At 71.7% G+C, this 13,879-nt stretch carries 10 protein-coding genes and 1 tRNA gene; 7 read left to right on the forward strand and 4 right to left on the reverse strand.

The genetic code is table 11. The features are described from left to right. Positions 1–71 precede the first annotated feature (71 nt). Entirely contained in the window at positions 72–1,634 is a 1,563-nt protein-coding gene (locus J8403_RS17345) for an MFS transporter (RefSeq protein WP_246586345.1), read from the forward strand. Positions 1,635–1,804: 170 nt separating this feature from the next. Here the strand turns inward: J8403_RS17345 and J8403_RS17350 are convergent, their stop codons facing one another. The 3 genes from J8403_RS17350 to J8403_RS17360 form a co-directional block, all read right to left on the reverse strand. After that, entirely contained in the window at positions 1,805–2,728 is a 924-nt protein-coding gene (locus J8403_RS17350; RefSeq protein WP_211123988.1) for a coiled-coil domain-containing protein, read from the reverse strand. A gap of 211 nt (positions 2,729–2,939) precedes the next feature. Further along, positions 2,940–6,179 carry an SUKH-4 family immunity protein gene (locus J8403_RS17355; protein WP_211123989.1) on the reverse strand — a complete coding sequence of 1,080 codons (3,240 nt, stop codon included), beginning with the start codon at positions 6,177–6,179 and terminating at the stop codon, positions 2,940–2,942. A gap of 5 nt (positions 6,180–6,184) precedes the next feature. Next, positions 6,185–7,162: an HNH endonuclease gene (locus J8403_RS17360; protein ID WP_211123990.1), complete on the reverse strand. Its 978-nt coding sequence runs from the start codon at positions 7,160–7,162 to the stop codon at positions 6,185–6,187. 196 nt (positions 7,163–7,358) lie between these two features. On the opposite strand from J8403_RS17360, the gene J8403_RS17365 reads away from it, so the two are divergent. Together J8403_RS17365 and J8403_RS17370 are read left to right on the forward strand one after the other, a co-directional pair. Beyond that, the gene (locus tag J8403_RS17365; protein ID WP_211123991.1) at positions 7,359–7,880 is read left to right on the forward strand and encodes a YwqJ-related putative deaminase; all 522 of its coding nucleotides are present in this window, start codon (positions 7,359–7,361) and stop codon (positions 7,878–7,880) included. After that, on the forward strand, positions 7,877–8,449 hold the full coding sequence (locus tag J8403_RS17370) for an SUKH-3 domain-containing protein (RefSeq protein WP_246585876.1): 573 nt from the start codon (positions 7,877–7,879) through the stop codon (positions 8,447–8,449). The genes J8403_RS17365 and J8403_RS17370 overlap by 4 nt, the downstream gene beginning before the upstream one ends. A gap of 36 nt (positions 8,450–8,485) precedes the next feature. On the opposite strand, the gene J8403_RS17375 is transcribed toward J8403_RS17370, so the two are convergent. After that, on the reverse strand, positions 8,486–10,099 hold the full coding sequence (locus J8403_RS17375) for a sensor histidine kinase (protein WP_211123992.1): 1,614 nt from the start codon (positions 10,097–10,099) through the stop codon (positions 8,486–8,488). Positions 10,100–10,288: 189 nt separating this feature from the next. Between J8403_RS17375 and J8403_RS17380 the strand changes: the two genes are divergently transcribed. The 4 genes from J8403_RS17380 to J8403_RS17395 all read left to right on the forward strand — a co-directional run bounded on the left by J8403_RS17380 (position 10,289) and on the right by J8403_RS17395 (position 13,872). Further along, positions 10,289–11,149: a hypothetical protein gene (locus J8403_RS17380; RefSeq protein ID WP_211128299.1), complete on the forward strand. Its 861-nt coding sequence runs from the start codon at positions 10,289–10,291 to the stop codon at positions 11,147–11,149. Between the two features lie 28 nt (positions 11,150–11,177). Next, positions 11,178–11,249: transfer RNA gene (locus J8403_RS17385), tRNA-Gln, on the forward strand. Between the two features lie 116 nt (positions 11,250–11,365). Further along, positions 11,366–12,823: a bifunctional UDP-N-acetylglucosamine diphosphorylase/glucosamine-1-phosphate N-acetyltransferase GlmU gene (gene glmU / locus J8403_RS17390; protein WP_211123993.1), complete on the forward strand. Its 1,458-nt coding sequence runs from the start codon at positions 11,366–11,368 to the stop codon at positions 12,821–12,823. A gap of 71 nt (positions 12,824–12,894) precedes the next feature. Beyond that, entirely contained in the window at positions 12,895–13,872 is a 978-nt protein-coding gene (locus tag J8403_RS17395) for a ribose-phosphate diphosphokinase (protein ID WP_211123994.1), read from the forward strand. Positions 13,873–13,879 lie beyond the last annotated feature (7 nt).

The raw sequence follows: 13,879 nt of genomic DNA on the forward strand, positions 1-13,879 counted from the left end.
CATCAGGGACACGTGCCGGCGCGTACCGGCGAAGGGAGCGCGCCACCGTGGGCGGCACCGCACGACGGCCGATGGACGCTGACCCCAAACCCCCCGCACCCCAGCCGCACCCCGGCGCCCCCACCCCCCGCGGCCGCCGCCCCGTCGCCGCCGCCCTCATGCTCGGCATGGCGCTGGCCGCGCTCGACTCGACCATCATCTCCACCGCCGTACCGCAGATCGTCGGCGACCTCGGCGGCTTCTCCGTCTTCTCCTGGCTCTTCTCCGGCTATCTGCTCGCCGTCACCGTCTCCCTGCCGCTGTACGGAAAGCTCTCCGACACCTTCGGCCGCAAACCCATCCTGCTCGCGGGCATCGTGGTCTTCCTCATCGGCTCACTGCTGTGCGCCGCCGCCTGGAACATGGCCTCCCTCATCGCCTTCCGGATCGTCCAGGGACTGGGCGGCGGGGCACTCCAGGGCACCATCCAGGTCGTCGCCGCCGACCTCTACCCGCTCAAGGAACGCCCCAAGATCCAGGCCAGGCTCTCCTCCGTCTGGGCGCTCTCCTCCGTGGCGGGCCCCGCGATCGGCGGAGTGCTCGCCGGATACGCCGACTGGCGCTGGATCTTCCTCATCAACCTGCCGGTCGGCGCCCTGGCGTTCCTCCTCATCACCCGCCATCTGCACGAACCGCGACGGCACCGGGAGGGCCGCCCCAGGATCGACTGGGCCGGGGCGCTCGGCGTCTTCCTCACCGGCGGACTGCTGCTCACCGCCCTCGTCCAGGGCGGGGTGGCCTGGGACTGGCTGTCCGCCCCCTCCCTCACCATGCTCGGCGGCGCCGCCGTATGCGCCGCGGCCACCGTATGGATCGAACGGCGCGCCGCCGAACCGATCATCCCCGGCTGGGTCTGGCGCCGCCGCACCATCTCGGCGGTCAACCTCGCCTTCGCCGCACTCGGCCTGCTGATGATCGCCCCGACCGTCTTCCTGCCCACCTACGCCCAGTCGGTGCTGGGACTCGGACCGATACCGGCCGGTTTCGTGCTCTCCACGATGACGCTGAGCTGGCCGATCGCGGCCGCGCTCAGCAGCCGCGTCTACAACCGCGTCGGCTTCCGGCGCTGCGCCATCACCGGCATGACGGCCGCCACCGTGATCCTGGCCGCCTTCCCCCTCCTCCCCTACCCCGGCGCCGCCTGGCAGCCCGCGCTGATCATGCTGCTGCTCGGGGGCGCCCTCGGGCTCTTCCAGCTGCCGCTGATCATCGGAGTGCAGTCGTCCGTCGAATGGGCCGAGCGCGGCACCGCCACCGCCTCGATCCTCTTCTGCCGCCAGGTCGGCCAGAGCCTCGGGGCGGCGCTCTTCGGGGCCGTCGCCAACGCGACCCTCGCCTCCCGGCTCACCGAAGCCCCCGACGCCATCCGGCCGGGGCTGCCCGACGACCTGGACTCGGTCTCCCGCGCCCTGGAACACCCCGGCGCCCTCACCGACCAGGCGGCCGGCTATCTGCGGCGGGCCGTGGACACCGCCGTCGACCACGTCTACCTGGGCTCGGCGACCGCCGCGCTGCTGGCGCTGCTGGTCCTGGTGTTCCTCGCCCCGCGCCGCTTCCCGGTCCGCACCGAGGCCGAGGCCGAGACGGAATCCTGACGGGGCCGACGGCACCCGGGTCCCAGCGTGCTCCGGGCCGCCTCCGCGAAGCCCGGCGGTGCGGTCAGGACTCGGGGCGCGGCGCCGCCGCAGCGTCCGCGAGACCCTGCGATGCGGTCAGGACTCGGGACGGGGCGCCACCGCAGCGTCCGCGAGACCCCGCGCTGCGGTCAGGACTCGGGGCGCGGCGCCGCCGCCGCGTCCTCCGCCGCCACCGGCCTACCGGTCAGCGCCGCCAGGCTGCCGCGCACATGCTCCAGATGCGCCTTGAGCTCCTCACGCCGCTCCACATGCTCGCGCAACGTCCGCTCCGTCTCCCGCGCCAGACGCTCCTCGCGGGCCCGCGCCTGCGCGATGATCTCCGCCGCCTGCGCCTGCGCGTCCTCCTGCCGCAGCCGCGCCGCCTGCTCGGCCATCCCGTACTCCCGCTTGGCGTCGGCGAGCGTCGCCTGGGCGTACTCCTCCAGCTGGGCCAGCCGGGCCGTCATCGCGTTGTCCCGCTCGGCCACTTCACGGCCCGCCGCCTCCCACCGCTCGGCGTGCTCCCGCTCCTGCTCGGCCAGGATCCCGGCGGCGCGCTGCCGCATCTCCTTCAGCTCCGCCAGCGCCTGGGTCCGCCACTCCTTGGCGTCCTGCCGCGAGACGGCCCGCAGCTCGTCCACATCCACCTGGGCCGACTCCAGGGTGGCGCGCGCCGCCACCTCGGCGGCCTCGCGGACCCGCTCTGCCTCGTCACGGGCGGCGTCCCGCACCGAACGGGCCACCACCTGCGCCGCCTCCCACTCCTCCTGCGCCGACGCCTCGGCCGCCGCCCGCAGACAGACGACCTCCTCCTCGGCCGCCATGAGGATCAGCTGGGCCCGGTCGCCGAGCGACTCATAGGTCTGGGGGGCCAGTTGGGCGATCACCTCGCGCAGCCGCTCCGCCTCGGCGGTCAGCTCATTGGCCAGCACGGTCAGGCGCGCGGCGCGCTCCCACGCCGCGTCCCGCGCCTCGGACAGCTCCGCCACATAGTGGTCGACCTGCGCGGGCCGGTAGCCACGGCCCCGTCCGCCGACGATGGTGAAGCCCTGACGTGACACCGATGCGCCCATCCTTGGAACCCCTTTTGTCCGGTATGCAACGCGCTTCGGCGCACATCTTTATAGATGGCCTCTCATCCCCCATAACGCGACACTCCGCCCAAACCTCCGGCCGGGACCGCCGCCGGTGACAACAACGACGAGGCGCCCGCCCCCGTCACGGGGGTCGGGCGCCTCGATCGCCATTCCTGCGGTGCGCGCGGTCACAGCCGCGCGGACGGACCTACAACAGACCGTCCCACATCTGCTCCAGCAGCACCGCCCACCAGTTGTCCGGAGCCGACAACGCCGCCGGATCCAGACCCGCGAGCTGCGCCTGGAAGTCCACCGTCCACCGGCCCGCCTGGTCCGGCGTCAGCCCGTACCGCAGCCGCCACATCCGGCCCAGCAGCGCCATGCAGCGCACGAACTCCGGCAGCCCGGTGTTCACGAACTGCGGCGGCGTCGGCTGCGGCGTCGCCTCCAGCGGCACCGCCACGATGTTCGCCGTGCCGTACTGCACACACAGCTGACGGCCGAAGTCATTGCCCATGACCAGGTACGAACCCGCGTCCGACGCGGGCTGCACCCCACGCTCCGCCGCCAGCTCCGCCAGCGTCGGCACCGGACGGCCCGCCTGCGCCTGCGCCCAGAAGAACGGACCGAAGTCCAGCGGCAGCCCCGCCCACACCAGCGTCTGCGCCACCACCTCCGGAACGCCCATCCGCGACACCGCCCGCTGGTCGAAGCGGACGATGCCCTGCGGCCCGAACGCCTGGCCCAGCTCATGCGCCAGACCCTCCGGCGGCACCGGCGGAATCGGCTGGACCTGGCTGGGATGCGGCAGCGGCACCCGGTTCGGCGCCGGACGGGCCGGGCCGTCCGCCACCTGGTGCAGCTCGCCCTGGTGCTCCAGCAGATGACGCACACCCTGCTGCCGGGTCGCGTGATCACGGCCGTACGGAGCGGTGTGGCTGATCCGCACCTGCGGCCAGCTCTCCCGGATCATCCGGGCGCAGTAACCACCGGGCAGATCACAGGACTCCAACTCGGTGTGCAGCTCCAGCACCTGCTGCGGCGGCACGTTCATCGCCCGCAGCTCATGCAGGATCTGCCACTCCGGATGCGGCGTCCCGGGCGCCGAACGGCGGATCAGCTGCTGCTCCGAACCGTCCTGCGCGCGGTAGCGCAGCACCGCCATATAGCCCGGACCCACGGTCGGCTGACCGGGGGGCGGCGGCGGATACGCATAGCCGGGCTGCGACCCCATACCCGGCACGGGCGTGCCGGGAGCGGGCGTACCCGGGGCGGGCATCCCCGGGGCAGGGGTGCCCGGCGCGGATGTGCCGGGGGCGGGCATCCCCGGAGCGGGCGTACCCGGAGCGGGCATACCCGGCGGCGGGGCCAGGCCCTGCACCGGAGCACCGGCGGGCGGAGGCATACCGGGAGCGCCCGGCGCGCCCGGTCCACCCGGATACGGCGGCCCGCCCGCGCCCGGCGGGGGCGGCGGCGTCTGCGGACCACCCGCACCGGGGACACCGGGTGGGCCGGGCGGCTGCGGGCCGGATGGGGCACCCTGGCCCGGAGCGCCGGGGGGCGGGGTCTGGCCACCGGGCACACCCGGACCACCCGCGAGCATCGTCGCGGCGGCATGCACCCCACCACCGGGCGCACCGGGCACACCCGGCGGAGGCGGCGTCTGACCACCACCGGGCGCACCGGGCGTACCGGGAGGGCCGGGCGGACCAGGGGGGCCGGGAGGACCGGGCGGACCAGGTGGCTGCGGGGCGCCCGGGGGCGGGGCCTGGCCACCGGGCACACCCGGACCACCCGCGAGCATCGTCGCGGCGGCATGCACCCCACCACCGGGCGCACCGGGCACACCCGGCGGAGGCGGCGTCTGACCACCACCGGGCGCACCGGGCGTACCGGGAGGGCCGGGCGGACCAGGAGGGCCGGGCGGGCCGGGCGGCTGCGGGCCGCCACCGGGGCCGTCGGGGCCGAGCTGCGAGACCAGCTGCGTCGGTACGTACCCCCCGGCCGGAGCGCCGGGGGCACCGGGCCCCGACGGCGCGGGCGGCGGCGCGGAGTCCGCACCCGGCCGGGCGCCGGGTGCCCCCGGCGCACCGGGCGGCGGAGGCATCGCACCGCCGCCCGCCTTGCGGGTGGCGGCGTCCGCGATATCACCCGGGTTGGCACCCTGGCCGGCGCCGGGGCCGCCCTGCTGCTCCGGGAAGTCGAGGGACGGGGCGATGGCGGTGGGCGGCAGCGAGCTGCCGCCGGACATCAACTCGGTCTTGGCGTCGGGCCGTACACCCGGCGGCGGAGTGTCCTCGTCGTCGGAGCCCGCGAGCGGCGGCGCGAAGACCGTGGCGGGCGGGGCGACCGAGCGGTCGTCGTCGCCCTTGATGTCCGTACCGGCCCACGGCGTACTGTCGCCGGGCTTCGCCGCGTTGCCTGCCTGGCTCCCCGAGGAGGGCATACCGGCGTCCGGCACGGGCGGGGCCCACGGGCTCGCACCGCCGGGGCCCGCCCCACCGGACGGAGGCGGCGCGCCCTGCCGGCCCTCGCCCCCGGACGGGGCACCGGAACCGGACCGGGCGTCCTGCTGCGAGCCGGCCGCGAGCGGGCGCGCGACACCGTCGGACGGCCAGTCGTCCACGGCCCCACCCCGCCCCTGCGGCGCACCCGGAACAGGACCGCCGGAAACAGGCGCACCCGGAACAGGCCCGGGCGGAACGGGCCCAGGCGCAGCGGGCGGACCCGGAACAGGCGGCGCGCCCGGTGTGCTGTGGGGCGCACCCGGCGCGGCGCTCCGCGCCCCGCCGTCCGACGGCCAGTCGTCCTCGCCCGAGATCCGGGGTGCCGACACCCCGGGCCCGGCCCCGGGACCACCGGCCGACGGCCAGTCGTCCTCCGGAGGCGGAGCGGCCGAAGCGGCGGAAGGAGCAGGAGAAGCAGAAGGAGCGGAAGGCGTGGAAGGGGCAGGAGGAGCCGAAGCGGCGGAAGAGGCCGACACCGGCGCGGAGGCATCGGGCGCGCCCCCGCCCGGCTCCGCCCCCGGCCGCTGCCCTGGAACGTCCGCCGACCCCTCGGGCCGGCCGCTCATCGCGTCCGCCGCCTCCTGCAGCCACTCCGGCGGAGTGAGCAGGAAGGACGTCGCGTTCAAGTCGATGCGCTGCTGCCGGCCGGTGGTGGACTCGTCACGGGAGCCGTCCGTCGTGCCGTACCGCTCCTCGTAACGGCGGATCACCTCACCCACCGGAAGCCCCGGCCACAGCGTGGTCTCGCCGCTGTCGCGGGCGATCACCATCCGCGTGCCCTCGGCCCCCCGGCCCGAGACCGGCCCGTCCGCCCGGTCCTCGGCCCAGACCACAAAGCCCAGATCGAACTCCCGGACCCGCGCCTCGCGCTGCTGATAAGCCGGCACATCGCCGTTGATCCAGAGTTCCGCGCGCTCCTGCGCCTGTGCGAAGGTCACCATCGCGCTCACCCCTCCACCGGGACGGCGTACGCGAATCCACCGTCCACCATCAGGTTCGCCACGGTCTCCAGCTCCGGCGGATTGCCCGCCAGCCGGAGCAGGAAGGCGTCGAAGTCGTCGCCGCACGGCAGCAACAGCCGCCCCACCCGCTCCTGGACCGTCCAGCCGTCACGGTCCCGCGCGTCGTCATACGCACAGAACCACACCGAGCCGATCGCGTCACCCTTCACCTTGACCGCGATCACACCACCCTGGACGAAACCCACGCCCAGATAGTCCTTGGTGAAGTGATCCCGCAGACACTTGTTGATATAGACGAGGTCATTGACCGCCGCCTCGTCGCGCACCGTGAAGAACGGCTGGTCGATCAGCAGCCCCAGCTCCGGATCCAGCGCCGTGCCGACCGGTGCGCAGCCGCCCGCCGCCTTGAGGAAGGCGCGGTACGACTCCGGCAGCCGATAGCCCAGGTCCTCCTCGACACCGAGCACCTGCTCCTCGGTGACCGAAATGCCCCTCAGCGGCAGGCCCACATGAATCGGCCGGGTCTCCTGCAGCGGGCGAGTGCCCCGCTTCTCCTGGTCCACCTGCGCCGTCGCAAGCCCACCGTGATGCCGCAGCAGCGCCTTGACCTCGACCGGAACCAGCTCCATCCGGCGGGTGCCGACCACGTGGTGCCAGGTCCAGCCGTGCGGCGTGGCCACCGCCGACGCCCCGTTCCACAGCTCATGGCCGGTGGCGTGCAGTGCCGCGTTCGCCGACACATAGTCCGTCAGCCGCAGCTCGTCGACGCCGAACCCCTCCGGGGGCTCGGCGATTTCGGCGGCCGCACGCGCATACGGCGAAAAGTCCGGAAAGCCGTGTTCGTCCACTCGGACGCCCTTGGGGTGGCGCGCGGCCCGGACGGGATCCGGGAAGTGCACGACCTGCCCGGCGTAGGCCGTGTTCGGTGGCGCGGCATGCTGCCCGAGCCGACCTGTCGTCATGGCGGTTGCCCCCTGCTGATGCTGGCTACTGGGCACAGCCTATGCGGTGACGCAACCGGCCGAACCGGGCGGCCATCCCCCCTCATGACGGCCTCCGCCCCCACCAGGTCGTTCAGGCCCGGACTACCGCAGCGCCCGCGGGATTTGGCAATCTGATCATTGCAACCGGGGGATTGCACAGGGAGGGATCCACCACATGCACATCACGCAGAGCAACGGAGGCGGCGACGGCGCCGCCCTCGCGGCCGGCGACCCCCGGCTGAGATGGAGCAGCGTCGACCCCGACGCCGGCCCACCGCCGCTCAACCGCCGCCGCGACGGCATCCTGCCCGCCGTCGCGGCCGCGCTCTCCGTCCGCGGCGAGACGCTGACCTGCACCGGAGGCAAGGCCGAACAGCCGCCCACCCTCCACCCACTAGTCCAGGAATTCCTCGACGCACTCGCCAGCGGCCAGCGCGAACGTTTCACCGGACGCTGCCCCGAAGCGATCCTGCTCTCCCGCCACCTGGCCAACGTCGAAGCAGCCCGCTCCAAACGCGCCTCCCGCAAACCGCTCACCCAGGGTGAAGCCCGCCGCTCCCTCAAACACGCCAAACTCACCACCCGCAGAATCCGCGAAGCAGGCGACCCCCAGCACGGCAGCTACGCCCCGCCCTGCCTGTCCTGCGCCGCACTCCTGGCCCACTTCGGCGTACGGACGGTGGGTGAGACCCCATGAACCAGGCACATCAGGCACCACAAGCACCACAGGCCCCGGAGGCGGCACAGACACCGCCGACACGCCCGGCCCGACAACCCATCGACCGCCTGGACGTCACCCGCTTCTCCGTCGCCGTCGACGCCGCCCTCCGCGACGCCGGCTGGCAACCCGGCCGCTGGGACATGCACCGCGCCGAAATCTGGGCCGACACCCTCCGCGCCCACACCTCCCCCGCAGGCCACCGCCACACCGTCTTCCCGGCCGCCGTCGAAGCCTGGGCCGAATTCGGCGGACTCCACATCCAGCCACCCGGCACGGGCCGCGAAATCGCCCCCACCCCCTTCCGCATCGACCCCCTGCACGGCCTCCACCTCGCCCGCACCCTCGGCGACCTGGGCCACGCCCTCGAAACCGAAATCTGCCCCCTGGGCGAAGAATCCGACGGACAGGCACTGCTCACCATCGACGCGGAAGGCCGGGTCTACAGCCTCGACCACACCGGAGACTGGTACCTCGGCCCCACCCTCGACGCCGCCCTCAGCACCCTCGTCACCGGCGCACTCCCGGCCAGACTGGCCCGCGCATAACCCACGCACCCCGCACCATCCGGCAGGCCACCGGCACTAGGCGCGCTGCGCCCGCTCCACACCCCCGCCGCGCCCCTCGGCCGCCGCGCCATCCATCGGGCGGCCCTCCGGCCGATCCCCGCAGTCCGTGTGATCCTTCTCATCCACACTGCCGGTGTGATCCGCGTCATCCCTGCCGTCGCCGTCATCCCTGCCGTCGCCGTCATCCGTGCCATCCGTGCCATCCGGAATGACCGCCGACACACGGAAACCACCCGCCTCCGTGGCCCCCGACACAAAACCCCCACCGAGCGTCGAAACCCGCTCCCGCATCCCCACCAGACCATTCCCCCCACTCGGCAACCCGGCATCCGCCGCACCCCGCTCCGACGGCCCGTTCTCCACCTGCACCGCGATCTCGGCCGAACGATGCGCCACCCGAACCCGGGCACTCGCACCCGGAGCATGCTTATGGACGTTGGTCAACGCCTCCTGCACCACCCGATACGCCGTCTGCTCCACCGGAGCCGCATACCGCCGCTCCTCACCCTCCACCGACAGCTCCACCGCCATCCCCGCCGCCCGGGACTGCCCCACCAGCGCCTCCAGCTCCGCCAGCCGCGGCCCCCCGAGCACCCCCACATCCCTCCCCACCGACCCCGCGGCCCGAGCAGCCGCCGAAGCCGCCGCCGCCACCGACGCCAGCGGCCGCTCCTCCGCAACACCCGCGGACGAACCATCGACATCCACAGAAGACCCGGCCACATCCGCGACCCGATCCCCCGCAGCGGACACCGGCCCCGACGCGACAGCGGCCGACCCCGCACCCGGAGCCCGCAGACCATCCTCCGACCGCAGCACCCCCAACATCTGCCGCAACTCCGTCAGCGCCTGCCGCCCCATATCGCCCACCAGCGCCGCGTTCTTCGACGCCTTCTCCGGATCCTTCAGCGCCACCGCCTGCAACGCCGCCGCATGCACCACCATCAAACTCACCCGGTGCGCCACCACGTCATGCATCTCCCGCGCGATCCGAGTCCGCTCCTCATTACGCGCCCACTCCGCCCGCTCCTCCGCCCGCTCCGCCAGCAGCGACAGCTCCCGCTCCAAACCGTCCGCCCGCTCCCGCAGACTCTCCACCAACCGCCGCCGCGCCCGGACATACAACCCCAACAGCACCGGCGGAGCCGTCAGCCCCAACGTGAGCACCATGGCGAACATCGGGGCCTCCCACACGGAGGTCCCCAGACCACTTTGCGGATTGTCCCGCCGAAGACCGATCACCGTGACGAGGAAACTCCCCACCGCCGCCATCCCGGCCAGCAACGCCGTGATCCGGCGCGGCACCTCGGACGACGCCAGCGTGTACAACGACACGACACCGAGCAGCAGACCCATCTCGGCGGGCGTGATCGCGATCGATATCAGCACCACGGCGATCGCCCAGCGCCGCCGCAACACCAGCGTGGCCCCGACGACCACCCCGATCAGCACCCCGAGGGCGACCGGAATCCGGGCATCATGTGCGAAAAAGACACCCTCAACGGCACACTCCACCGCCGACGCCACGGCGAGCAGGACATCGAGCCCCATACTCCGCCGCCGCGACCACCACCACGGCCCCACGGGCACGCCCCGCGCGCCCGTCGCCTCTTCCCCCGTCGAACTCATAGCGACCAGCCTACGGCCGGGCGCCAGCGCTTTTCCCGGGGACACGGCGGCGCATAAGAGACTCGAACATCAGGCAAAACCGCCCATTTAACTCGAACGAATGAATCGCCCACGTTTTCGACCCGGCACGTCCGGATGTCGAACGACCCTGTGGCCATGAACGCACCACGACGCCGCGACGGCGACAGCATGGGCGGCCTCCTCGACGGGTCGACCACGTTCGAAGAACTGAGAGAACGGGCGATCGCGTTACGGAAAGAGGGGATGAGCCGCAGACAGATCCGCGACCGGCTGAAGGTCAGCAACAACGACATCCTGAACCGCCTCCTGGAGGGCGAGCCGCCACCCGAGTGGACCAAGCGCCCCAACGCCAAGGACGACCTCCGGGCCAGAGCCCGCGAGATGCGGCTGCGGGGGATGACCTACGACAGGATCCAGCTGGAGCTCGGCTGCTCCAAGAGCTCCATCTCGCTCTGGGTCCGCGACCTGCCGAAACCGGACCGACCGACCCGCACCCGGGAGGAGGCGTCGGCGATCGCAAAGCGGGGGTGGGAGGCGACGATGCGGCAGCGGGAGATCGAACGGCAGCAGAGGAAGCTCGCCGCCGCGAGGGAGGTCGGCGAGCTCACCGACCGGGAGCTCTTCCTGGTGGGGGTGGGGCTCTACTGGTCCGAGGGCGCGAAGAGCAAGCCGCACAATCCCACAGAAAAGGCCACCTTCATCAACAGCGACCCCGACATGATCCAACTCTATCTGGCCTGGCTGTCCCTGCTCGGCGTCGAGCCCGAACGACTGCGCTATCGCGTCATGATCCATGAATCCGCCCAGGTCGCCGACGCGGAACGCTACTGGGCAGAGGCCATCGGCGTGGACGTCACCGCCCTCGAGAGAACGACGCTGAAGAAGCACAACCCGAAGACGGTCCGCAAGAACGTGGGCGAGGGATACCGGGGCTGTCTGGTGGTTCGCGTCCTCAAGAGCGCTGACCTATACCGTCGCATTGAAGGCTGGTGGTACGGCATAGTGGTGGGGGCCAGGTCGACGATCTAGCGGATTGTCCGATTTGGCACTTTTGCCATCCCCTGTGGTGTAATCGGCAACACGACCGGTTTTGGTCCGGTTGTTCCAGGTTCGAGTCCTGGCGGGGGAGCTTCATATTCCGTTTTCCCGGGTCCCGACCGTCCGGCTCGGGACCCTCCTTCCTTTCCGCCCGGAAACCTCTCGGTATCCTGCGGGTGTCCACCCCCGAAGCCGAAGGGCACACCCGTGAGCGCCAACCGCCCGGCCGCCGTCGTCGTCCTCGCAGCGGGTGAGGGCACCCGCATGAAATCGGCGACCCCGAAGGTTCTGCACGCCCTCTGCGGCCGCTCCCTCGTCGGGCACGTCGTAGCCGCCTCCCGCGAGCTCTCGCCCGAGCATCTCGTCGTCGTGGTCGGCCACGCCCGGGAGCAGGTCACCGCGCATCTGGCCGAGATCGACGCGGAGGTGCGCACCGCCGTCCAGCATGAGCAGAACGGCACCGGGCACGCCGTCCGGATGGGTCTGGAGGAGCTGTCCGACAGCGGGGTCGCCCTCGACGGCACCGTGATCGTCGTCTGTGGTGATACGCCGCTGCTGACCGGTGAGACGCTCCAGCGGCTCGCCGCGGCGCACTCCGGCGACGGGAACGCCGTGACCGTGCTGAGCGCCGAGGTCCCCGACGCCACCGGTTACGGCCGGATCGTGCGGGACGACGCGAACGGCGCCGTGACCGCGATCGTGGAGCACAAGGACGCGACCGACGCGCAGCGCGCGATCCGTGAGATCAACTCCGGGGTCTTCGCCTTTGACGCGCAGCTGCTCACGGACGCCCTCGGCAAGGTGCGCACCGACAACAGCCAGGGTGAGGAGTACCTCACGGATGTGCTGGGCATTCTGCGCGAGGCCGGGCATCGGGTGGGCGCGTGTGTGGCGGCGGATCACCGGGAGATCGTGGGGATCAACAATCGGGTGCAGCTGGCGGAGGCGCGCCGGCTGCTGAACGACCGGTTGCTGGAGCGGGCGATGCTGAGCGGGGTGACGGTCGTGGATCCGGCCACCACGTGGATCGATGTGACGGTCACTTTCGAGCCGGATGCGCTGGTGCACCCGGGTACCCAGTTGCTGGGGGCCACCCATCTGGCCGCGGATGCCGAGGTGGGGCCGAATTCCCGGCTCACGGACACCGCGGTCGGGGCGGGCGCGGTGGTGGCGTTCACGGTGGCGGACGGTGCGGTGGTCGGCGCGGGGGCGAGTGTGGGGCCGTACGCGTATCTGCGTCCGGGGACTCGGCTGGGTGCGAAGGCCAAGGCGGGCACGTATGTGGAGATGAAGAACGCGACGATCGGCGAGGGCACGAAGGTGCCGCATTTGTCCTATGTGGGCGATGCGACGATCGGTGAGCAGACCAATATCGGTGCGGCGAGCGTCTTCGTGAACTACGACGGTGTGCACAAGCACCACACCACCATCGGCAGTCATTGCCGGACCGGGGCCGACAACATGCTTGTGGCTCCCGTCACGATCGGGGACGGGGCTTATACCGCCGCCGGCTCGGTCATCACCAAGGATGTGCCCCCGGGCTCGCTCGCCGTCGCACGCGGACAGCAGCGGAATATCGAGGGCTGGGTCGCCCGCAAGCGTCCCGGAAGTGCCGCGGCACGGGCCGCCGAGGCCGCTCGTCGGGAGGACGAGGGCCAGCAGTGACATGTGCACAGGTACGTCGTGCGGGGCGTACGGTGAGAAGTGCACCAAAGTGACATCCAAGGAGACTTGTTGTGACCGGGATCAAGACGACCGGCGAGAAGAAGCTGATGTTCTTCTCCGGCCGCGCCCACCCCGAGCTGGCCGAGGAGGTCGCCCATGAGCTGGGCGTCAGCTTGGTCCCGACCAAGGCATTCGACTTCGCCAATGGCGAGATCTACGTTCGCTTCCAGGAGTCCGCGCGCGGTGCCGACTGCTTTTTGATCCAGAGCCATACGACTCCGATCAATAAGTGGATCATGGAGCAGCTCATCATGGTCGATGCGTTGAAGCGGGCTTCCGCGCGCTCGATCACGGTGATCGTTCCGTTCTACGGCTATGCCCGTCAGGACAAGAAGCACCGTGGCCGTGAGCCCATCTCGGCGCGGTTGATCGCGGACATGCTGAAGACGGCGGGTGCCGACCGGATTCTCACGGTCGATCTGCACACGGACCAGATCCAGGGCTTCTTCGACGGTCCGGTGGACCATCTGTTCGCGCTGCCGGTGCTCGCGGACTATGTGGGTGCGAAGGTCGACCGGTCGAAGCTGACCGTGGTGTCGCCGGACGCCGGCCGGGTGCGGGTGGCGGACCGCTGGTGCGACCGGCTGGGCGCGCCGCTGGCGATTGTGCACAAGCGGCGGGATCCGGATGTGGCGAATCAGGTCACGGTGCATGAGGTGGTCGGTGATGTGCGGGGCCGGGTGTGTGTGCTGGTCGACGACATGATCGACACGGGTGGCACGATCTGTGCGGCGGCGGAGGCGCTGTTCGCCAATGGTGCGGAGGACGTGATCGTGACGGCCACGCATGGTGTGCTGTCGGGTCCGGCGGCGGATCGGCTGAAGAACTCGAAGGTCAGTGAGTTCGTGTTCACCAATACGTTGCCGACTCCGGGTGAGGTGGAGCTGGACAAGGTGACGGTGTTGTCGATGGCTCCGACGATTGCTCGCGCGGTGCAGGAGGTCTTCGAGGATGGCTCGGTTACGAGCCTGTTCGAGGAGCAGGCGTGAGCGGCTT

The organism is Streptomyces yatensis, assembly GCF_018069625.1.
Lineage (GTDB): Bacteria > Actinomycetota > Actinomycetes > Streptomycetales > Streptomycetaceae > Streptomyces > Streptomyces yatensis.